Consider the following 21,570-nt stretch of genomic DNA (forward strand, 5'->3'; position numbering starts at 1 on the left):
CCAATGTAGGAGTGAGCCTGCTCGCGATAGCGTCAGTCATGCCACCGCAATACTTGAAGGATGTTTGCTAGCATTGCGCCCAGATCAATCCTGATCAGCCAAGAGTGCTCAGCATGCAACTCCCGGACATGAACCTTCTGGTCGCCCTCGACGCTTTGCTCGACGAGGGCAGTGTGGTCGGCGCCGCGCGGCGGATGAACCTCAGCCCGGCCGCCATGAGCCGAACCCTGACGCGGATCCGCGAAGCGATCGGTGATCCGATCCTCGTGCGTGCTGGACGTGGCTTGGTGCCAACCCCCAAAGCGCTGGAGTTGCGCGAGCAGGTGCGCGATGTGGTCGAGCAGGCCGCGCTGCTGTTCCGCTCGGCCGACTCGGTGGAACTGGGCACGCTGCGCCGGCGCTTCAGCATCCGCGCCAATGACTTCTTCATCGGCGTCTACGGCGGCAAGCTGTTCGACACCCTCGATCAACTGGCGCCGCACTGTGAGTTGCGCTTCGTCCCGGAAGGCGATGGCGACGATGAAGCCCTGCGTGAAGGGCGCATCGATTTGAGCGTCAGTAATACCCGCCCTGTCACTCCTGAAGTCAAAGTGCAGAATCTGTTTTCGACGCACTTCGTGGGACTGGTGCGAGAAGATCATCCATTGCTCGACGGTGAAATCACTGCCGAGCGCTATGCCGGGTTTTCCCACATCAGCATGTCGCGCCGCGGCATCGCTCGCGGCCCGATTGATACCGCGCTGAATGCGCTGGGTCTGGAGCGGCGCGTCGCGGTGATCGCGCCGAGTTTCCATGCGGCGATGTTTGCGCTGCCGGATTCCGACCTGATCCTGCCGGTTCCCAAAGAAGCTCTGCTGAGTGTGCGCCGGCTCGGTTTGAAACTGCGCTCATTCGACCTGCCAATCCCGTTGCCGACGTTGATGCTGACTCAAGCCTGGCACCCTCGATTCGACAAGGACCCCGCGCACCGCTGGCTGCGCGAAACCCTCAAGGCCTGTTGCGACGAAACCTGGCTGGCTGCACAACCCTAAAGATCAAAAGATCGCAGCCTTCGGCAGCTCCTACATTGGAATGCATATCCCTGTAGGAGCTGCCGAAGGCTGCGATCTTTTGCTTTTAATGATTGTGTCTGGCGCACTTATAACCTGCCAATAAGTCAATTTTCGTCATTGCCAAGCCCGACTAAGATGCTCCGGTATTTTTCCCTCCGGAGTGTGTATTCATGACATCCCTGTCGGCAGCGGTGCCCATCGCTGCGGCCAGCCCGGCGACGGCGGCCGCGCCACCGGTGTTCGGGGCGCGGATCATCATCGGCCTGGTCGGCGTGCTGCTGGCGGTGCTGGTGTCGGGCCTCAACGAGATGGTTACCAAGGTGGCCCTGGCCGACATCCGTGGCGGGTTGCACATCGGTTACGACGAAGGCACCTGGCTGGTGGCCAGTTACACCGCCACTTCGGTCGCGGCCATGGCCTTCGCGCCGTGGTGTTCGGTGACCTTCTCGTTGCGCCGCTTCACCCTCTGCGCGATCAGCCTGTTCACCTTGCTTGGCGTGCTGTGCCCGTTTGCACCGAGCTACGAAAGTCTGCTGCTGATGCGCACTTTGCAGGGGCTGGCAGGCGGTGCGCTGCCACCGATGCTGATGACCGTCGCCCTGCGCTTTTTGCCGGCGAACATCAAGCTTTACGGTCTGGCCGGCTACGCACTGACGGCGACATTCGGCCCGGGTCTTGGCACGCCGCTGGCCGGATTGTGGACCGAATACGTCGGTTGGCAGTGGACGTTCTGGCAAATTATCGTGCCTTGTCTGATCGCCATGGCGATGGTCGCTTGGGGTATTCCGCAGGACCCGCTGCGTTTGGAGCGCCTCAAATCGTTCAACTGGAAAGGCCTGCTGCTGGGCTTTCCAGCGATCTGCATGTTGGTGATCGGTTTGCTGCAAGGCAATCGGCTGGACTGGTTCGAGTCGAGCCTGATCTGTGGATTGCTCGGCGCCGGCTCGCTGCTGCTGGTGGCGTTCCTGATCAACGAGTGGTCGCAGCCGATCCCGTTTTTCAAATTGCAGATGCTCGGTATTCGTAACCTGTCGTTCGCCTTGATGACCCTGGCCGGTGTGCTGATAGTTCTGCAGGCGGTGGTGTTGATTCCGTCGAGTTATCTGGCGCAGGTGCAGGGTTATCGCCCGGCGCAGACCGCCCCGATCATGCTGATCGCCGCATTGCCGCAACTGATTGCGCTGCCGCTGGTGGCGGCATTGTGCAACCTGCGTTGGGTTGATTGCCGCTGGGTGCTTGGCATTGGTTTGAGCATGTTGACGCTGTCCTGTCTGGGCGGATCGCTGCTGACTTCAGAATGGATTCGCGACAATTTCTACGTCCTGCAATGGCTGCAGATTTTCGGCCAGCCGATGGCGGTGTTGCCGCTGTTGATGTTGTCCACCGGCAGCATCCAGCCGCAGGACGGGCCGTTTGCCTCCGCGTGGTTCAACACGGTGAAAGGCTTGGCGGCCGTGGTCGCCACCGGGGTGCTTGAGGCGCTGACCACGGCGCGTCTGCATTTTCACTCGACCATGCTGGTCGACAGCCTCGGCAATTCGCCGCTGGCCGAGCGCAGCGATCCGAGCCTTGCCCATCGCCTGCACGAACAAGCCGTGGTGCTGACTTCTTCCGATCTCTATGTGTGCATGGCCGGCGTTGCGGTGGCGCTGATCCTGCTGATTTTCTGGCTGCCGACGCGGATCTATCCGCCGCGCGCGCCGACCTGATTGCTGCACTGGACAATGAAGGTTTTTATGACGACTCAAGCAAAGCAAAAACTCGCGGTGGCCATCGCGGCCGCGCTGGCCGTCGGCGTGCTGGTGTATCTGGCGCTGCCCGGTGTGTTTGGCAAACGCACCCAGCAAAACACCAACGACGCCTTTGTCTCTGCCGACTACACCCTGGTGGTTCCGCGTGTGGCCGGTTTCATCAAGGAGGTATTGGTAGAAGACAACCAGCAAGTGAAGGCCGGACAATTGCTGGCGCTGATCGATGATCGCGATTTGCGCGCGTCAGCCGAAGCGGCGGACGCGCAGACCCTGGTCGCGCGGGCGCAATTGCAGAACGCCAAAGCGACGCTGGAACGCCAGACTTCGGTGATCGCCCAGGCGCAGGCCTCGGTGGTGTCGGCCAAAGCTGAAATGGCTTTCGCCCAGCAGGAGTTGAATCGCTACAACCATTTGGCCGGCGTTGGTGCCGGTACGGTGCAGAACGCGCAACAGGCGCGTACTCGCATCGATCAAGCCACGGCGCATCTCGACACCGCCACGGCGAAACTGGCGGCAGAGCGCAAGCAGGTCGACATTCTCACGGCTCAGCGGGATGCCGCCGAAGGCAGTTTGAAGCACGCACAAGCGGCGCTGGAAATCGCCAGTTTTGAACTCTCTTACACGCGTATCACTGCACCGCAGGACGGCATGATCGGCGAGCGTGCGGTGCGCGTAGGCGCGTATGTGACGCCGGGCAGCAAACTGCTGGCGGTGGTTCCTTTGAAGCAGGCATATGTCGTGGCGAACTTTCAGGAGACGCAACTGACTGACGTGCAGCCAGGGCAAGAGGTGCAAGTACGCGTCGACAGCCTGGGTGGTGAAGCGCTGACCGGTCGTGTCGAGAGTATCGCCCCGGCGACGGGCGTGACCTTTGCGGCGGTCAAACCGGATAACGCCACGGGCAACTTCACCAAGGTGGTGCAGCGGATTCCGGTGAAGATCATGCTGGAACCAGGCCAGCCATTGGCCGAGCGGTTGCGCGTGGGGATGTCGGTGGAGGCGAGTATTGATACCGCCAGCTCGGTGACGTCGGTGCGTGAGGTGACTCAGCGATGATTCGTATTGAATCGGCTGACGCCTTCGCGAGCAAGCTCGCTCCCACATTGGATTTCGGCAACACCACAAACCTCCTGTGGGAGCGAGTTTGCTCGCGAAGAGGCCAGTGGCAGCAAATCACTCTGAGTGCCTTGCTCACAATGAGTCTCGCCGCCTGCACCGTAGGCCCAGACTTCCAGAAGCCCGAAGCCACACAAATCGCCGACTGGGCCAAACCCGCCAATTCCGCCCCCAGCCAAGCCGTCAGCGCACCCCTCAACGAACGTTGGTGGGAAGTCTTCCACGACCCGCAACTCTCCGCGCTCACTCAACGTGCGGTGCAGAGCAACCTCGACCTGCAACTGGCCAGCAGCCGTCTGCAACAAAGCCGCGCCGCTCGCCAGGTGATCACCGCTGATCGTTATCCGAACACCGCCGCCACTGGCAGTTACGCGCGCAAACGCAACAGCGGCGAGGGCCTGAACGATCCGTCCGGGCACAACGGTGATTCTGCCTTCAACCTGTGGGACGCCGGTTTCTCCGCCTCATGGGAACTGGATTTCTGGGGCCGTGTGCGCCGCGAAACCGAAGCTGCCGATGCCAACCTCGAAGTCGCGGAAAACGACCGTCGCGGCGTGCTGCTCGCGGTGCTCGCCGACACCGCACAAAACTACATTCAACTGCGCGGCGTGCAGAACACCCGCGCCGTCACCGAGCAGAACCTCGACGTCGCCCGGCACAGCCTGAAGCTCTCGCAACTGCGCCTGGCCGACGGCGTGGCGACTGACCTCGACGTTGCCGAAGCCGCCGCGCAAGTCGCCGCGATCGAGTCGCGCCTGCCCGCGCTGGAACAGCGCCAATCGCAACTGATCAATGCGATCAGCCTGTTGATGGGCGAACCGCCACAGGCATTGGCCAAGGAGTTATCCACAGACGCAGCCGTGCCGCAGTCGCCGCTGCAAGTCGCCATCGGCCTGCCGTCACAACTGGCCGAACGCCGCCCGGACATCCGCCAGGCCGAAGCGCGTCTGCACGCCGCCACTGCCAACATCGGCGTGGCCAAGGGCGATTTCTATCCGCGCATCACCTTGTCCGGCAACCTCGGCTCGCAAGCCATGCAACTCAGCGACTTTGGCTCGTGGGGCTCACGCGCGTTCGGCATCGGCCCGCAATTCAGCCTGCCGCTGTTCGACGGCAGACGCCTGCGCGGCGTGCTGCAACTGCGTGAAGCGCAACAGCAGGAAGCCGCCGTCGCCTACCAGCAAACCGTACTGCGCGCCTGGCATGAAATCGACGATCAACTGACCGCCTACAACGCCAGCCAGCGCCGCCGCGACAGCCTCGCCGAAGCGGTGCGACAGAACCAGATCGCCTTGCGCACCGCGCAACAGCAATACGTCGAAGGCGTGGTCGATTTCGTCAACGTCCTCACCGTGCAAAGCGCGCTGCTGGCAACGCAGGAACAGTGGGTGGAGAGTTCGACCGGCGTTTCGCTGGCGATGGTCGGGTTGTACAAGGCGTTGGGTGGGGGATGGGAGTCGGTGTATCCGGCAGAAGTACCTACCAATAATCCGGTTTGATCGCTGGTTTTTTGTGAGTAGCGACTCGGTCAGGAAACTGATGGAGGATCAATTCATCCGCAGTGATTACGCGTCGCAACCAATGAGAGTGATCTTTCAGGGAGCCTGGGGTGGGCCGATTCAAACCCGCCCTGTGAGGAAGAATGACGCCGATGGTCAGGTGAGGAAAGTCCGCGCGTATTGCTCTCAATGCGGGGGTGATATCAGTGTCACTCGAAACCAGTACGAGTTGTTCGACGCGATCTTGCGTTGCGAACATTGCCTGCTGGCAGGCAGTGCGATACATGCTGATCGCGATATGAACGTCGGTTTCCTTTTCTTCAAGCTTCCAGATGTCGACCTTGTCCTGGCGTGAGGCCTTGGTGTTTTTGTCGATGAATCGAGGCGCTTTAGCCTGCTCAAGATGGTGCCGACCAAAATGCACTCTGACATTGGTCGTGCGCAGTGCCCTTATGTAAGTGTCTTGGGCCTCTTTTGAAACTCGGCCCAGCGTCGCGAGTTCTGGTTTTATTGATGAGGTGAAATAGTCAATCGAGACAACAGCGTTCTGCGGATTTTCGATGTGCGCGATATGAACCAGCAAACGTTCGAGATTTAGCCATTTATAGTGGGTGCCCGCGAGCAACCCATAGAACAAGTTGTAGCCATCAACAAAGAAAGCAGTACGCACAAATTATTCCTCAGAAACGAAAAAACCGGCCTAAGCCGGTTTCTTCACCCCAACTGCCAGCGAACTGAATCGCTACGTACGGGGTTGAGTAAGGCAATCCTAGATTGAGCGCGTCATGCAGGTCAACCACCAAATAATTGCACGCTCACTCCGCTGGTTTATCTCCAGCACCGGCTTGTCAGTTTTGGTTGCTGGTATCCGCCATGGTCAAGCCATTTAAGGACTTGTGTATTAGAGGTTGTTGCAGAGAGAGGTAAATTCGCTCCGTGCCTATTTGTATAAGTAGCCTGTCTATCGCCGTTTTCGCAGTGAGCAATCAGTAGTATCCCCAACTCGTGTAGGACGCCGGAATTTGCCTACATTTCTCAAACAGTCATTGAGCGGCTTTCTCTTTTGAAACATTACATTTCCGAAGAGTGATGGCCTTTCGCTTGACGCTAACCCCCGCTGTCGTAGACTCCGCACATCCGTCAGGGAGTAGCGGTTATGCAGCGTTTTCGCGGTTGGGTTATCGGATTGACCTTAATAACGTGTGCAGTTCAGGCGCAAACGCCCGGGCCAGACGATCCGCTGCTGGATAATCCGGCGTCGGGAGCGGCTACCGCGAGCAGCGAGGCGCGGGGTGTATTGCGAGCGCGTGATCAGGCGACGCTGGCCAGTGAGCTTTCCGGGCGGATTGTCGAGTTGCCGTTCAGCGAGGGCGAGTCGTTCAAGAAGGGCGATACGCTGGCGAAGTTCGATTGCTCTGCTTATCAGGCACAGCTCAATGCCGCACAAGCGGCCAGCCGGGGTGCCGGTGAAGAGCTGGCGCACAACAAACAGTTGGCTGCACTCAATTCCGTCGGGCGTTTCGAAGTGGCGCGGGCCGAGGCCAAGGTCAGCGAAACCCAGGCGCAATCCCAGGTTTATCAAGTGCAGGTCAAACGCTGCAGCGTGATCGCGCCGTTCGACGGGCAAGTGGTCGAGCGCAAGGTGCAGCGCTATGAAAGCGTGCCGGCCGGTGCACCGCTGCTCGATGTCGTCGATAACCGTACCCTCGAAATTCATCTGCTGGTGCCGTCGCGCTGGATGGCCAGACTCAAGCCCGGCCAGACCTTCAGCTTCGTTCCCGATGAAACCGGTCAGCCGATCGATGCCACGGTGAAACGCCTCGGCGCGCGCATCGATGAGGGCAGTCAGACCCTGTTGCTGGTCGCAACACTGCCTGAAGCCAAGGGCCTGCTCGCCGGCATGAGCGGTACCGCGCGTTTCCCGGAGCTTAAGTGAACGCCCCGGTTAGCGGCGGCGCCGAACAGGTATTCGCGCGGTTTCTCGACCTTGAACGGCAGACTCGCGCTGCCCGTGATGCCGCGCAACTGGCCTACAGCCTGGTCAATGACGGCCAGTCGCTGTTCGGTTTTCGTCATGCCGCGTTGTTGATTGCCGGCAAGGTGCAAGCCGTGACCGGCGTCAGTGCGGTCGAGCCGAATGCGCCGTTCGTGGCGTTCGTCGAGCAGGCCGTGGCGCAGTTGTTCAAGCAGGATGTGCTGAAGCAAGCGCGGGTGATCGCGCCGGAACTGCTCAGCGAATCGATCCAGGCCGACTGGCGCAGTCTGTCCGCTGCTCAGGTGTTCTGGTTACCGCTGGTTGATCGCGACGCGCAGGTGTTCGGCGGCTTGTGGCTGGCGCGTGATGTGCCGTGGAATCCTTCCGAACAAGTCTTGCTGTCGCAACTCGGTGACACCTACAGCCACGCCTGGCTGGCGCTGCAACCGCGCAAACCGTGGCGGCTGCGCTGGACCCGGAAGCGTCAGGTGGCGTTGCTCGCGGTGCTGTTGCTCGGGCTGTTGCTTCCGGTGCGTCAATCGGTGCTGGCCCCGGCCGAAGTGGTACCGCTGGGTGGCCGCGTGGTGGCGGCACCGCTGGACGGAGTGATCGCCGAGTTTCTGGTCAAACCCAATCAAACGGTGAAAACCGGCGATGTGCTGGTGCGTTTCGAAAGCACCACGCTCAAGGCGCAGGCCGATGTCGCTGAGCGTGCGCTGGGTGTGGCCGAAGCTGAACTGAAATCCAATTCCCAGCGCTCGTTTGCCGATGCCGAGTCGAGCGCAAAAGTCGACTTGCTTGCCGCTCGCGCTGAGCAAAAACGCGCCGAGCGTGACTACGCCCGCGAGTTGCTCAAGCGCAGCGAAGTCCGCGCCGAACGCGATGGCATCGCGGTGTTCGCCGACGCCGAACGCTTGACCGGCAAACCGGTGCAGACCGGCGAACGCCTGATGGAAATTGCCGACCCCAATCAGGCCGAACTGCGTATCGAACTGGCGGTGGGCGACGCGATCTCGTTGGAGCCTGGTGCCGAAGTGGCGTTGTTTCTCGACAGCGATCCGCTGAAGCGCCATCTCGCCACACTGGAACGCTCGGCGTACGAGGCGCAGCCGACGGCGGGCGGGCAACTGGCCTATCGGCTCGACGCCAATTTTACCGAGGCACCGCCACGCATCGGCCTGCGCGGCACGGCGAAAATCTTCGGCGACCGCGCGCCGCTGGCGCTGTACTTGCTGCGCCGGCCACTGGCCGGTTTGCGTCAGAGTGTGGGTCTGTAGATGAATCTGCCGAGCCTGCGTGCCGACCTGCAACTGTCGCCCGCGGCACCGGCCTTGGACGGTTCGCCGCGCTGGACCCTCGCCGATCCGGTGCGCGGGCGTTATTTCAAACTGGGCACGCCGGCGATGCGCTTGTTGCGCCATTGGTCGTTGGGCGACGCCGAGCAAGTCTTGCGCGCGGCCAATCGCGAGCCGGGTTTACCGTTGGCCGGCACGGAGCTTGAGCAGTTGCTGGAGTTCTTGCGCGGACACGATTTGATCAGTGCGCTCGACGATCAACAGCGCGCCAGCTACCGCCTCAAGGCCTTGGCGCAGAAGCAAAGCCTGTGGCAAATCCTCCTGCATCAATATCTGTTTTTCCGTATTCCGCTGTGGCGCCCGGACGCGTTTCTCAATCGCGCGTGGCCGTGGCTTGCGCGCTTCGGCCCGCGCCTGCTGCGTTACGGTTTACCGGCGACGCTGGCGTTGGGTGTGTTTCTGGTGGCGCGCGACTGGCAGCGTTTTATCGGGACGTTTCCACACCTGTTCAGCCTCGGCGGCGCATTGGCGTTTGGCGTGGCGTTGTTCTTTGCCAAGCTCTGTCATGAATTCGGCCATGCGTTCATGGCCAAGCGCGCCGGGTGTCGAGTGCAGAGCATGGGCGTGGCGTTCATGGTCTTGCTGCCGATGTTCTACACCGATGTCAGCGACGCCTGGCGGGTCAATGATCGCCGTGCGCGATTGCTGATCGGTGCCGGCGGTGTGCTCGCGGAATTGCTGTTGGCGTGTATTGCGCTACTCGCATGGTCGTTGCTGCCGGATGGACCGGGGCGCACAGCGGCGTTCATGCTCGCCAGCGCCACGTGGATCACTACGCTGGTGGTCAACCTCAATCCGTTCATGCGTTTTGATGGTTATTTTCTGATCAGTGATTTCTGGGAAGTCGACAATTTGCAGGGGCGCGCATTTGCCCTGTGCCGTTGGCGCCTGCGTGAATTTTTGTTCGGTTATGGCGCCCCGGCGCCCGAGCCGTGGTCGCCGAAGATGCAACGGCGTTTGCTGATCTGGGGGTATGGCTCATGGTTGTGGCGTGCGGCGTTGTTTTTCGGAATCGCACTGGCGGTCTATCACCTGTTCTTCAAGGTGTTGGGGATCTTCCTGATGCTGGTGGAACTGGTGTGGTTCATTTTTCTGCCGATCATGCGTGAGTGGCGCCAGTGGTGGAGCCGCCGCGAACAAGCGCACGGCCCGCGCGTGCTGCTCAGTGGGTTGGTGCTGCTCGGATTGTTGCTGTTGCTGATCGTGCCGTGGCGCAGTTCGGTGGAGTTGCCGACCATGCTCGAGGCCGGGCGCGCCAGTGCCCTGCACGCGCCGACGGCGGCGCGGGTCAAAGCGGTGAAGGTGACGGACGGGCAGAAAGTCGCGCAGGGCGATGTGCTGATCGAACTGGAGTCACCGGATCTAGAATCGCGACTGGCAATCGTGCGCCGGGAAATCCAGATTCAGCAGCTATTGATGCGCCGTCAGGCCAGTCGCAGCGAAACCGCCGCCGACGCTGGCATTGTCGAGCAGCGATTGGCCGAAGCGGTCGCCGAATACCGCGGGCTGACGGCGCAACGCGAACGCTTGCTGCTGCGCGCACCGCAGGCCGGCAGCGTGCGTGATCTGCTGCCGAACATGACGGTCGGGCGCTGGTTGTCGAGCAAGGATGCACTGGCCCGGGTCGTCGAAGACGGCGCGCGCCTGCGCGGTTATCTCGCCGAAGCCGAATTGTGGCGAGTCAAGCCCGGGGCCAGTGGCCGCTTCATCGCCGATGACCCGATGCACCCGGCGCTCGCCGTGCAATTGAATGAAATCGACACCAATGGCGTGGCCTACGTCGATCAGGAGGCGCTGACCTCCGATCACCACGGGCCGATTGCCGTGCGCCGCGATCAACAGCAGCGGGCCGAACCGGTGCAGGCGCAATACGGCGCGCGGCTCAGCGTGCTCGATACCGCGCCGACACCGCCGCAACCGTTGCGCGGTGTTGTGATTTTGCAGGGCCGCGGTGAATCGTTGCTCGGTGTGGCATGGCGCCGAATGGCGGCGCTGGGGGTCAGGGAAAGCGGTTTCTAACGGAGAGCACGATGGCGGACAACGCAGCAGTGGCGGCAGACGGATTGGTGGTGCGGCCTTCGCGGGCAAGCGACGGGCCGTTTTTGCAGGGCCTGTATCAGACGGCGCGGCCGGACCTGCAATGGGTCGACGGCGAGCAGGAACAGGTGCAGCAACTGGTCGCGCAGCAGTTTCAGGTGCAGGAGCAGGGCATGGGCGACAACTACCCCAACGCCATGCACTACGTGGTGGAAAAACTCGGTACGGCAATCGGAGCATTGAGTACTGATTTCGGCGCCAACGAGATTCGCGTGTTGTACCTGGCGTTCATTCCGCAGGCGCGTGGCCAGGGTTTTGGGCGGGCGGTGCTGCAAGGCGTGCAGAAAGCCGCGCAGCAGATTCGCTGCCCGGTGGCGACGGTGGTCTGGACCAGCAATCCCCATGCGCGACGGCATTATCTGGCGCTGGGTTTCGCCGTAGAAGAACGCAACCCGGCGGCAGAGCGACTGGTCTGGTATCCCCAGTAATCTCCGTGCAGGAGCCGCCGAAGGCTGCTCCTTCGGTTCGGGTCAGTTGAAGGTGATGTGGAAGTAAGCCAGCTCTGGCGGCCGCCCCATCGGTGGTACGCGCGACACGAAGATGCCGTCCACTCGCCCCAGTTCAGGCAACTCCAGTGCACATAAACCATCGACGAATTCAGTCGCTTCCAGGCTGCTCAGTTCGACGCTGAATGGCATGCGCTCGCTGTAACGCATTTGCGCCAGCGGTTTCTCTTCGAGTTCGCCGATATGGATTTGCAATGCGCTGCCATCGGGCAGATACAGGGTGCCGATCCGCCCGAGAAGGGCCTGGAAATGTTGGCTTTTAACCGATTGCAGCATGGTCTCGCTCCGGCAAAGAGGGGAGCCGGGGGAGGGTGATCCCCCGGTGGTTGATCAGTTACGCGAAGGGAAAATGCCGTTCAGCGCGATGCTGAAGTTGAGCACCAGATACGGGTTCATGATGGGCAGCGGCAAGCCGTTGCCAGTTGGCGAGATTGTGCCGCTGATAGTGGTCGCAGCACCTTTGAGCGGAATGGCTGAGGTGCCCTGGGCATCGGAAAAGATATTCGCCAGACCCGGCCCGGTCCCCGAAGCGCCGATGTAGGCATTGGTCGCCGTCGGAGCGCCCACCGGGTTGCTGGCCGGGTTGGCCAGTTGCACGGTGGTGGTGGCGGTGAGGCCGGCGAGGGTGTGAGTGTGGTTCGGCAGGTTGTTGAGGGTGGCGGTAACTTGTTCGGCGCCGGAGATTTCGCCCATGACTCTCGGCGTCAGGCCCCCGCCATTGCCTTGGCAGATCGGCATGCGGCTCTGCAGGTTGGGCAGGCCGAAGTTGACGGTGCCGTTGCCGCCGTAGGTGGTGCCCAGCAATGCAAACAACGCCTGGTTCTGGTTGATTCCGATGATCTGACCGTTGCACAAGGCCCAGCCGCTGGGCGCGTAGTTGAAGGCAAACGTCAGAACAGTGCCCATGTAAACGTCCATAAAGTCCTTATCCTTCTGATTGGTTGTCGGCGGGCCGCTAGTGGGATCAGGCTGGTGCTATTGCCTTGGCACTCCGTGGCCAGGTCACGCCACGCCAGAGCGTAGACCCGGATTGGCAAGGTTGCCGGGTGTCGTGAAGTCGCAAATCGGCATCGACGGTTCTCCTGCGCCTGACCTAGAGTGACTGGCAGGTTCGAACTCATACAGGCGTGGTGTTGTGGCACGGCAAGAGGAAGTAATGGCGGTCAACAGAGTGACACCGGTGGGCGACACACAGGATCCGCATGCAACACCGGGGTCGTGGTTTGCCCGCTTGCCCTTGATCCGTTGGGCGAGGGAGCACTGGCTGCTGCCGATCCTGCTCTTGGCCGCCGCTGTGCGTTTTTATGACCTGACTGCGGCGGCGATCTGGGGCGACGAAGGTTCCAGCCTGCTACTGGCGCGCTACTCGCTGGGCGATATCTGGCGCCACGCGGCGTTCGATGTGCATCCGCCGCTGTACTTCATGCTGCTGCATGGCTGGATCGAACTGTTCGGCGACGGGATTTTTGCCATTCGCTGTCTTAGCGCTCTGGCCGGCCTCGCCGCCGTCGGAATGGGCGTCTGGCTGGTGGATCGCTTGGCCACGCGCCGCGCTGCGATCCTCGCCGGCCTGCTGCTGGCGCTGTTGCCGACGGCGGTGCGCTACAGCCAGGAAGTGCGCATGTATTCGCTGCTCGGCCTGTTGTTGATCGCCGCGACGCTGGCGTTGGTCTACTGGATCCGCCGGCCGCAGCGTCATCGCTATCTGGCGGTTTATGCGCTGTTGATGACGGCGGCGTTCTACACCCATTACTTCGCGGTGCTGGCGGCGCTGTGTCACTGGGTTTATCTGGGAGTAATCCGGTTCCAGCGCAGCTATCGCTTGCGGCATATCCAGCGCCCGGGCTGGTGGCTGGCGAATCTGGCCATCGCGGCGTTGTACCTGCCGTGGCTGCCCAACCTGCTCGATCTGACGCAGCACATGGAACAACTCAAGGTCGGTGGCGATGTCGGCTGGGAAGACCCGGTGACGCTGGCGTCGTTGCCGTCGATGATCTGGACATGGCTGATCCAGGATGACGGCGAACATCTGCCGTTGCTGGTGTTCGGCGCGTTGCCGCTGGCATTGTTGCTGCTGACGGCGGTGGCGGTCATTCGTGATCGCAGCGTGTCGCGCGGCAGTGTCCTGTTGGCGTTGTACACCGGCTTACCGCTGTTGCTGGTGTTTGCGGTGTCGTTCATCACGCCGGTATTCATCGAGCGCTATCTGACCGCCTACGCCTTGGGGTTGCCGCTGCTGGCGGCGCTGGCCATCGACCGTTTGTACAGCCGTGTGCGGGTCCTCGCGTTAGCGCTGCTGGTGGCGTTGCTCGGGGTGGAAATGGTTGGTCTGAACAACAACGCCGCGGTCGACAGCAGTGATCAGTTCGATCGCGTGGTGAACTACGTCAATCAGCATTTCCAGCCCGGTGATCGCATCATCACCAGCGACATGCTCTGGTACTTGAGTTACGTCTACTACGATCGAACTGGCGCACAGGTGCGGCTGTACACGCCGCCGGCTGCGGATGGCCGTTCGACGCGGCCCAATGAGTATGGTTTTGGCTCGCTGGTAGCCGAGGATGTTTACGTCGACCATCTCACCGATCTGGCTGTGGGTAACGGCCGGGTGTGGTTGATCGGCGCCACTTACGACTCCGATGACTTTGCCTCGATCCCCGAGGGCTGGCAGCCGCATAGTGAAGTACTGGGCGGAGGCGCATTTGCGCGGTTGTATGTGAGGCCTGCGAACGCCGTTATTCCGGTGAACAAGGGCTAAATCGATTCTTCTATTAATTCGCGATAAAAAATGTACTAGTTAGTTCTTTTTGCTCTGAATTGATATCAAAACACTACTAGTCGCAGGGTTACTGTTGGACTACGCTCTGTCAGACAAAAGGACTTTAGATCAGGGTGAAGGGATTGCAGCAGTTCCACTTTATCTCCGGCTTGCCGCGCTCAGGCTCCACCCTGCTTTCTGCGATTCTTTTGCAGAACCCGCGCTTTCACGCCGGCATGACCAGCCCGGTCGGATCGCTGTTCTCCAGTGTCCTCGAGCAATGCAGCGCAGGCAGCGAGTACGGTGCGGTGATCGACACCGACATGCGCCGTCGCCTGTTGCGTGGTCTGTTCGACTCCTACTATGCCGACAAGGCCGACAAACCGGTGGTGTTCGACACCAATCGGCAGTGGAGTTCGCGCCTTCCTGCGCTCAACGATCTGTTTCCGCGAGCCAAAGTCATCGCCTGCGTACGCAACGTCGCTTGGGTCATGGACAGTCTTGAACGCTTATACCGCGCCAATCCCTTTGAAAACACCAAGCTGTTTGGCGACGCCGTCGAGCGCAACACGGTGTACAGCCGCTGCGAAACCCTGGCTCAGCGCAATCGCCTGGTAGGTTTTGCCTGGGCTGCGCTCAAGGAAGCCTATTACGGCGAGCACGCCGACTCACTACTGATCATCGATTACGACTTGTTGACCCAGGCGCCGGAACGCGTGCTGCGGCTGGTCTATGAATTTATCGGTGAACCCTGGTTCGAGCACGATTTCGAACATCTGGCCTATGACGCGCCGGAGTTCGACCAAGGCCTTGGCCTGGCTGGCCTGCACAAGGTCAAACCGAAAGTGGCCTTGCAGTCACGGCGCACCATTCTGCCGCCCGACCTGTTCAAGCAATACGCTGATTTGTCCTTTTGGCTCGATGGCTCAGCCAGCGCCGCCAATGTCATTCGTATGAAATCCGACGCCGCGATCAGTTGATCGCGGCGTTTTTCATTGATGCCTTACGTACCTTCGTTCGAGTTCGGGTGAGCAACATGTGGTGGAGCATTTTTGGCGGTGCAAAAGTCAGGTCTCGGGCAACCGCAGGTCAGCGTTCGCTGGCCTCGCCGATGATCATGTCGCTGGAGCCGCGCATGTTGTTCGACGGCGCGGTGGCCGCCACCGTGGCCGATACCGCTGCGCAAGCCGACAGCCATGCACCCACCGCTGCCGATGCGGCCAAGGCGCCGGTAGCCGATCATCCCGTAGCGAGCAAAGACACCCACGGCCAGGCTGATGCCGCGCCGGCGGCCAGCCCGGTCGCGGTGCCCGGTCAGAGTGTGGTGTTCGTCGATTCGCGGGTGAAGGATGCCGACAGCCTGGTGCAAGGGATTGCTCCCGGCACGCAGGTAGTAAAACTCGACGCGACCAAGGACGGTTTGCAGCAGATCGCCGATTTTCTCGATCAACATCACGGCGTCAGCTCGGTGCAGATCATTGCCCACGGCAACGCCGGTGACTTGTGGCTGGGCAACAGTTATCTCTCGGCAGACAACGTCGCCCAGCGCAGCGCGGTCCTCGCCGAAATCGGCAAGGACATGAACGTTGGCGGCGACATCCTGATTTACGGCTGCTACACCGCCGAAGGTGATCGTGGCTTGAGTTTCGTCGACTCGCTGGCGCAGTTGACCGGACGTGATGTGGCCGCTTCGAACAATCGCACCGGAGTCGGCGGCGACTGGGATCTGGAGATCGCCACCGGCACCATCGAAAGCGCCAACGTGCTGTCGAGCAAAGCCATGAGCGAGTACCAGTGGGGCCTGGCCACCTGGACGGCGACCAACAACCTCAACTCGGGTGTCGGCTCCCTGCGCGCGGCGCTGGCTTCGGCGCAGAACGGCGACATTGTCACGTTCAGTTCCGGCATGACCGTTCAGCTCACTTCGGAGCTGCTGATCAACAAGAACATCACCGTCGACGGCGACCTGAACAACGACGGCGTGGCCGACGTGACCCTCGATGGTCAGTACAAAACCCGCGTGGTGGAAGTCACCTCCGGCAGCACCGTGACCCTCGACGGCCTGGTGATCACCAAAGGTCTGGTGGCGGGCAACGGCGGTAATGGCGGCTCGGCGGCGGCGGGCGCCATGGGCGGCGGCATTTTCAACGCCGGCATTCTTACTCTGAACAACGTCACCGTGACCGCGAATGCCGCTTCCGGCGGTGGCGGCGGCGGGGGTGTGACCGGCGGTTATGTCGGCGGTGGCGGTGGCGGTGGCGCGGGTATCGGCGGCCAGACCGGTGGCCATGGTGGTTCTTCCGGCCCGGCCACCGGCACTTATGCCGGCGGCGCAGGCAGTGCCAATGCCGGCGGTTATGGCGGTGGTTATAGCCCGACCGACATGGGCGGCCGAGGCGGCACCAGCACCGGTGGCGTGGGCGGCAATGGCGGCAACGCCGGTGCCGGTTACAGTCATGGCGGCAATGGCGGTTCGGCGAGCAACGGCAGCCTGTCCATTGGCGGCGGCGGTGGCGGTTCCGGTTGGGACAAAGTCGGCGGTGTTGGCGGCAATGCGGCGGGCGGTATCTACAACGCTTCGAGCGGCACCCTGAAAGTCATCGGCACCTCGGTCATCAGCAACAACATTGCTGCTGGCGGCGGCGGTGGTGGTGGCGGTGGTGTCGGCAGCAACGGTGCCGATGGCGGTGCCGGCGGTCGCGGCGTCGGGGCGATCTGGAACAACGGCGGTGTGGTGCTGATCACCGCGAGCAACTTCGCCGCGATCAGCGGCAACGGCGCCGCCAGCGGTGGCGGGGGTCTTTCCAACGGCGGTTCGACCGGCACGACGCCGAGCGCACTGGTGGGGATCTACAACAACGGCGGTACGCTCAACACCGCTTACGTGGAACCACCCACCGCCACCGTCGTGGTCGCCGATACCGCGCTGAGAATCGGCGAAACCTCGCTGGTGACCATCACCTTCAGTCGTGCGGTCAGCGGTTTCACCAACGCCGACCTGACCATTGCCAACGGCACGCTGACCAGTGTTTCCAGCGCCGACGGCGGAATTACCTGGACGGCGACCTTCACGCCGACCAACAACATTACCGACACCACCAACCTCATCACACTCGACAACACCGGGGTCACGGCCGTGTCCGACAGCGTGGCCGGTGTTGGTACCACCAACTCGAACAATTACGCGATCGATACTCAGCGCCCGACCGCGACCATCGTCATGGCCGACACCGCGCTGAAAATTGGCGATACATCTCTGGTGACCATTACCTTCAGCGAAGCGGTATCCGGTTTCACCAACGCCGACCTGACAATTGCCAATGGCACGCTGACCAACGTGTCCAGCGCTGACGGCGGCATCACCTGGACGGCGACCTTTACGCCGAGCAGCAGCATCAACGATGCCTCCAACCTGATTACCCTGGACAACACCGGCGTGGCGGATCTGGCCGGCAACGCCGGCAGCGGCACCACCGATTCGGCCAATTATGTGGTCGACACCGTGCGACCGACAGCGACCATTGTCGTTGCCGACACCAATCTGGCGGCAGGCGAAACCTCTGTGGTGACCATCACCTTCAGCGAAGCGGTGAGCGGCTTCACCACCGCCGACCTGACGGTGGCCAACGGCACCTTGAGCGGACTGAGCAGCAGCGACGGCGGCATCACCTGGACCGCCACGCTGACGCCAACCACGAGCGTCACCGACACCACCAACCTGATCACTCTGGACAATACCGGGGTCAATGACCTGTCCGGCAACGCCGGCACTGGCAGCACCAACTCCAACAACTACGCGATCGACACCGCACGACCGACGGCAACCATCGTGGTCGCCGACACTGCGCTGAAAATCGGCGAAACCTCGCTGGTGACCATCACCTTCAGTGAGGCTGTCAGCGGTTTCACCAACGCCGATCTGAGCATTGCCAACGGTACGTTGAGCGCAGTCAGCAGCGCTGATGGCGGCATCACCTGGACGGCCACTTTCACGCCGACCAGCAGCATCACCGACGCCACCAACCTCATCACGCTGAATAACACCGGAGTCACCGATCTGGCGGGCAATACCGGCGTCGGCACCACCGATTCCAACAATTACGCGATCGACACCGTGCGGCCGACCGCCACCGTGGTGTTCGCGCAAAACACTTTGAAAATCGGCGATACCTCGCTGGTGACCATCACCTTCAGCGAAGCGGTGAGCGGTTTCACCAACGCCGACCTGACCATCGCCAACGGCACCCTGACGGCGGTCAGCAGTGCGGACGGCGGGATTACCTGGACGGCGACGTTTACACCGAGCGCGAACATCACCGATGCCACCAACCTGGTGACGCTGGACAACACCGGTGTCGCCGACCTCGCCGGCAACGCTGGCAGCGGCACCACCGATTCGAACAATTACAGCATCGACACCCAGCGTCCGACCGCGACCATTGTGATGGCCGATCCTGCCCTGAGCGCCGGTGAAACCTCGCTGGTGACCATTACCTTCAGCGAAGCGGTCAGCGGTTTCACCAACGCCGACCTCACCGTCCCCAACGGCACACTCACGGCGGTCAGCAGCGCGGATGGCGGCATCACCTGGACAGCGACATTCACGCCGACGGTGGGGGTCAACGACACCAGCAATATCATCACCCTGGCCAACACCGGGATCGCTGACCTGGCCGGGAACGCCGGCACGGGCACGACCAACTCGGGCAACTTCACCATCAACACCGTGGCACCGACCGCGACCATCGTCGTCGCTGACAACAGCCTGACGATTGGTGAGACGACGACGGTGACCATCACCTTCAGCGAAGCCGTCACCGGTTTCAACAATGCCGACCTGACCATCGCGAACGGGACACTCACTGCGGTGAGCAGCAGCGACGGCGGCATCACCTGGACGGCGACGTTCACGCCAACCAGCAACATCACCGACGCCTCCAACTTGATCACCCTCGACAACAGCGGCGTGCAAAACGCCTCCGGCAACGCGGGCAATGGCACCACCAACTCCAACAACTACGCCATCGACACCCAACGCCCAACGGCAACCATTGCACTCGCCGACTCGGCACTGGGCGTCGGCCAGACCACCACCGTGACCATCACCTTCAGCGAGGCGGTCAGCGGTTTGACTCTGGCCGATCTGACTGTGGCCAACGGCACGCTCTCCGGATTGAGTACGTCGGACAACATCACCTACACGGCGACGTTTACGCCGTCGGCGGGCATCACCGACACCAGCAACATCATCACCCTGGACAACACCGGCATCACTGACGTGGCGGGCAACACCGGCAGCGGCACCACCGACTCGGGCAACTATGTGATCGACAGCCAGCGCCCTACCGCCACCATCGTTATCAGTGATACCGACTTGCGCCCGGGCGAAACCGCGCTCGTCACAATTACCTTCAGCGAGGCGGTCACGGGCTTCGACAATTCCGACCTGAGCGTTGCCAACGGCACGCTGAGCAACGTCTCGTCGAGCGACGGCGGCATCACCTGGACCGCCACGTTTACCCCGACCATTGGCCTCAGCGATGCGACTAACCTGATCGTGCTGAATAACGCTGGCATCAGCGATCTGGCGGGCAATGCCGGTACCGGCACCACCAACTCGGCGAACTATGCGGTACAGACCGAAGTGCCGACGGCGACCATCGTCGTTGCGGACACCTCGCTCAAGGCCGGCGAAAGCTCGACGGTAACCATCACCTTCAGTGAAGCGGTCAGCGGTTTCAGCAACGCTGACCTGACCATCGCTAACGGCACCTTGAGCAATGTGGCCTCCAGCGACGGCGGCATTACCTGGACCGCTACGCTGACGCCGACCGCCAACATCACCGACACCAGCAACCTGATCACCCTCGACAACAGCGGCGTGACCAATGGCTCGGGCAACAGTGGCGTCGGCACCACCGACTCGAACAACTTCGCCATCGACACCGCACTGCCGACCGCTACCATTGTGGTCGCCGACACTCGCCTGGGCATCGGTGAAACCACCACGGTCACTATCACTTTCAGTGAAGCAGTCAGCGGTTTTGACCTGTCGGACATCAGTGTCGCCAACGGCACACTGGCGAACCTGACCAGCAGCGATGGCGGCATCACCTGGACCGCCACGTTGACACCGACCGCCAACGTCAACGATGCAACCAACCTGATCATCGTCGACACCGCTGGTGTGCAGGATCTGGCTGGCAACCTTGGCGCCAGCATCGCCATTTCCAACAATTACGCGCTGGATGCGACCCGGCCAACCGTGGACATCGTAGTCGCCAATCCGCATCTGGGCATCGGCCAGACCACCACGGTGACCTTTACTTTCAGCGAGGCGGTGAGCAATTTCGACTTGTCCGACCTGAGCGTGACCAACGGTGATCTGAGCAACCTCAGCAGCAGTGATGGCGGCAAGACCTGGACCGCGACCTTCACGCCGACCGCCAACGTCAGCGATCCGAGCAACTTCATCGCACTGGACACCAGCAACGTCACGGATCTGGCCGGTAACGTCGGCAGCACGGTGGCGGTGTCGAACAACTACGCACTCGACAGCGAACGGCCCACGGCGACGGTGGTGATTGCCAATCCGAATCTCGGTCTCGGCCAGACCTCACAGGTAACCATCACCTTCAATGAGGCGGTCAGTGGTTTTGATCTGGCGGACATCAATGTCGGCAATGGCACCTTGTCCAACCTGAGCAGCAGCGACGGCGGCAAAACCTGGACCGCGACCCTGACGCCGAATGCCAACGTCAACAGCGCCAGCAATGCCATCAGCATCAACAGCGCCGGGGTCAGTGATCTGTCCGGCAACACTGGCAGCGGAATCAGCAGCTCTAACAACTACGCGATCAACACTGTGCCGCCAGTCGTTCCACCGGCGCAGCCCACTGCGCCCACCAGTGTGGTGATTCCCGATCCACTGATTCGCAGCAGTGATCCGGTGGTGGCACCACCGCCACCGAACGTGCCGTTGCAACCGATCATTTTCACCGCGCCGACCGGCGATCTCGGCTCCCCGCTGACCTTCGCGCCGCTGTTCGAGCAACGGGTGATCGGCAATGGCATCCGTCCGTTGGGCGATATCTTCATGAACCACGGTGCCCTCAGCCCGAGCTTCATCGCGCAGGTGTTCAGCAGCAGCGACAGCGGCGGTGATGGCTCCGGCCACGGCTTCCTCGGCTTCGGCGGGGGTGACGGCGGCGTGTTCGGCAGCAGCACACTGGCGAGCCTGTTCAACCAGAACAGCGGCGCCGAGCGCGATTCATTGAATGCGTTTGGCAGTCAGTCACTCAAGGCTGGCGACGTTTCTCAAGGCCTGCGCGGCGTGTTTGGCGCGCCGACACTGGGGCAGCAACTGCAAGAATTCAAAGACACCGAACAACACCGGGTCGACAACCTGGCGGCAGCACTGCAACAGGTCGGCATCAGCGAAATATCGGCCTGAACCAACCA

14 protein-coding genes are annotated in these 21,570 nt (G+C 61.7%); 11 read left to right on the forward strand and 3 right to left on the reverse strand.

Translation table 11 applies throughout. The annotated features are described in order from the left end of the window. Positions 1–113 precede the first annotated feature (113 nt). The 4 genes from H8F23_RS18270 to H8F23_RS18285 all read left to right on the forward strand — a co-directional run bounded on the left by H8F23_RS18270 (position 114) and on the right by H8F23_RS18285 (position 5,418). Complete coding sequence (locus H8F23_RS18270) at positions 114–1,031, forward strand: LysR family transcriptional regulator (RefSeq protein WP_016985559.1); 918 nt, start codon at positions 114–116, stop codon at positions 1,029–1,031. A 191-nt stretch (positions 1,032–1,222) separates the two neighbouring features. Next, positions 1,223–2,761, forward strand: a complete 1,539-nt coding sequence (locus tag H8F23_RS18275; RefSeq protein WP_194935317.1) for an MFS transporter — start codon at positions 1,223–1,225, stop codon at positions 2,759–2,761. A gap of 27 nt (positions 2,762–2,788) precedes the next feature. After that, a complete protein-coding gene (locus tag H8F23_RS18280) occupies positions 2,789–3,859 on the forward strand; it encodes an HlyD family secretion protein (protein ID WP_194935318.1) in 1,071 nt (356 codons plus the stop codon). Further along, the gene (locus tag H8F23_RS18285) at positions 3,856–5,418 is read left to right on the forward strand and encodes an efflux transporter outer membrane subunit (protein WP_194935319.1); all 1,563 of its coding nucleotides are present in this window, start codon (positions 3,856–3,858) and stop codon (positions 5,416–5,418) included. The genes H8F23_RS18280 and H8F23_RS18285 overlap by 4 nt, the downstream gene beginning before the upstream one ends. Here the strand turns inward: H8F23_RS18285 and H8F23_RS18290 are convergent. Further along, a complete protein-coding gene (locus tag H8F23_RS18290) occupies positions 5,399–6,088 on the reverse strand; it encodes an NYN domain-containing protein (protein ID WP_194935320.1) in 690 nt (229 codons plus the stop codon). The genes H8F23_RS18285 and H8F23_RS18290 overlap by 20 nt on opposite strands. Positions 6,089–6,574: 486 nt before the next feature. Here H8F23_RS18290 and H8F23_RS18295 point away from each other — a divergent pair, with 486 nt between their 5' ends. Genes H8F23_RS18295 through H8F23_RS18310 form a run of 4 tightly spaced genes read left to right on the forward strand, consistent with a single transcriptional unit; the run spans position 6,575 to position 11,273 of the window. Then, positions 6,575–7,354 carry an efflux RND transporter periplasmic adaptor subunit gene (locus H8F23_RS18295; RefSeq protein WP_194935321.1) on the forward strand — a complete coding sequence of 260 codons (780 nt, stop codon included), beginning with the start codon at positions 6,575–6,577 and terminating at the stop codon, positions 7,352–7,354. Beyond that, positions 7,351–8,670 carry an efflux RND transporter periplasmic adaptor subunit gene (locus tag H8F23_RS18300; RefSeq protein WP_194935322.1) on the forward strand — a complete coding sequence of 440 codons (1,320 nt, stop codon included), beginning with the start codon at positions 7,351–7,353 and terminating at the stop codon, positions 8,668–8,670. Before H8F23_RS18295 ends, H8F23_RS18300 begins: the two co-directional genes overlap by 4 nt. Next, positions 8,671–10,767, forward strand: a complete 2,097-nt coding sequence (locus H8F23_RS18305) for a biotin/lipoyl-binding protein (RefSeq protein ID WP_194935323.1) — start codon at positions 8,671–8,673, stop codon at positions 10,765–10,767. Between the two features lie 11 nt (positions 10,768–10,778). Then, positions 10,779–11,273 (forward strand): GNAT family N-acetyltransferase, encoded by a 495-nt coding sequence (locus H8F23_RS18310; protein WP_194935324.1) that lies wholly within the window; start codon positions 10,779–10,781, stop codon positions 11,271–11,273. 42 nt (positions 11,274–11,315) lie between these two features. Here the strand turns inward: H8F23_RS18310 and H8F23_RS18315 are convergent, their stop codons facing one another. Beyond that, positions 11,316–11,627: a DUF6916 family protein gene (locus H8F23_RS18315; protein WP_194935325.1), complete on the reverse strand. Its 312-nt coding sequence runs from the start codon at positions 11,625–11,627 to the stop codon at positions 11,316–11,318. Positions 11,628–11,681: 54 nt separating this feature from the next. Further along, positions 11,682–12,269, reverse strand: a complete 588-nt coding sequence (locus H8F23_RS18320; protein ID WP_194935326.1) for a phage tail protein — start codon at positions 12,267–12,269, stop codon at positions 11,682–11,684. A gap of 238 nt (positions 12,270–12,507) precedes the next feature. Between H8F23_RS18320 and H8F23_RS18325 the strand changes: the two genes are divergently transcribed. From H8F23_RS18325 to H8F23_RS18335, 3 genes are all read left to right on the forward strand, one after another. Then, a complete protein-coding gene (locus H8F23_RS18325; protein WP_194935327.1) occupies positions 12,508–14,109 on the forward strand; it encodes a glycosyltransferase family 39 protein in 1,602 nt (533 codons plus the stop codon). Positions 14,110–14,243: 134 nt separating this feature from the next. Then, positions 14,244–15,089, forward strand: a complete 846-nt coding sequence (locus H8F23_RS18330) for a sulfotransferase family protein (RefSeq protein WP_194935328.1) — start codon at positions 14,244–14,246, stop codon at positions 15,087–15,089. 56 nt (positions 15,090–15,145) lie between these two features. Continuing rightward, positions 15,146–21,562, forward strand: coding sequence for an Ig-like domain-containing protein (locus H8F23_RS18335; RefSeq protein WP_194935329.1), 6,417 nt, complete (start codon positions 15,146–15,148; stop codon positions 21,560–21,562). Positions 21,563–21,570: the final 8 nt, after the last annotated feature.

Source organism: Pseudomonas neuropathica, assembly GCF_015461835.1.
In the GTDB taxonomy this organism is placed as follows: Bacteria; Pseudomonadota; Gammaproteobacteria; order Pseudomonadales; family Pseudomonadaceae; genus Aquipseudomonas; species Aquipseudomonas neuropathica.

Bases quoted from the DNA above. Each gene is read 5' to 3' on its own strand.
- H8F23_RS18295 (WP_194935321.1), top strand. From the start codon at position 6,575: ATGCAGCGTTTTCGCGGTTGGGTTATCGGATTGACCTTAATAACGTGT.
- H8F23_RS18275 (WP_194935317.1), top strand. From the start codon at position 1,223: ATGACATCCCTGTCGGCAGCGGTGCCCATCGCTGCGGCCAGCCCGGCG.
- H8F23_RS18335 (WP_194935329.1), top strand. From the start codon at position 15,146: ATGTGGTGGAGCATTTTTGGCGGTGCAAAAGTCAGGTCTCGGGCAACC.
- H8F23_RS18320 (WP_194935326.1), bottom strand. From the start codon at position 12,269: ATGGACGTTTACATGGGCACTGTTCTGACGTTTGCCTTCAACTACGCG.
- H8F23_RS18305 (WP_194935323.1), top strand. From the start codon at position 8,671: ATGAATCTGCCGAGCCTGCGTGCCGACCTGCAACTGTCGCCCGCGGCA.
- H8F23_RS18315 (WP_194935325.1), bottom strand. From the start codon at position 11,627: ATGCTGCAATCGGTTAAAAGCCAACATTTCCAGGCCCTTCTCGGGCGG.
- H8F23_RS18325 (WP_194935327.1), top strand. From the start codon at position 12,508: ATGGCGGTCAACAGAGTGACACCGGTGGGCGACACACAGGATCCGCAT.
- H8F23_RS18310 (WP_194935324.1), top strand. From the start codon at position 10,779: ATGGCGGACAACGCAGCAGTGGCGGCAGACGGATTGGTGGTGCGGCCT.
- H8F23_RS18270 (WP_016985559.1), top strand. From the start codon at position 114: ATGCAACTCCCGGACATGAACCTTCTGGTCGCCCTCGACGCTTTGCTC.
- H8F23_RS18285 (WP_194935319.1), top strand. From the start codon at position 3,856: ATGATTCGTATTGAATCGGCTGACGCCTTCGCGAGCAAGCTCGCTCCC.
- H8F23_RS18280 (WP_194935318.1), top strand. From the start codon at position 2,789: ATGACGACTCAAGCAAAGCAAAAACTCGCGGTGGCCATCGCGGCCGCG.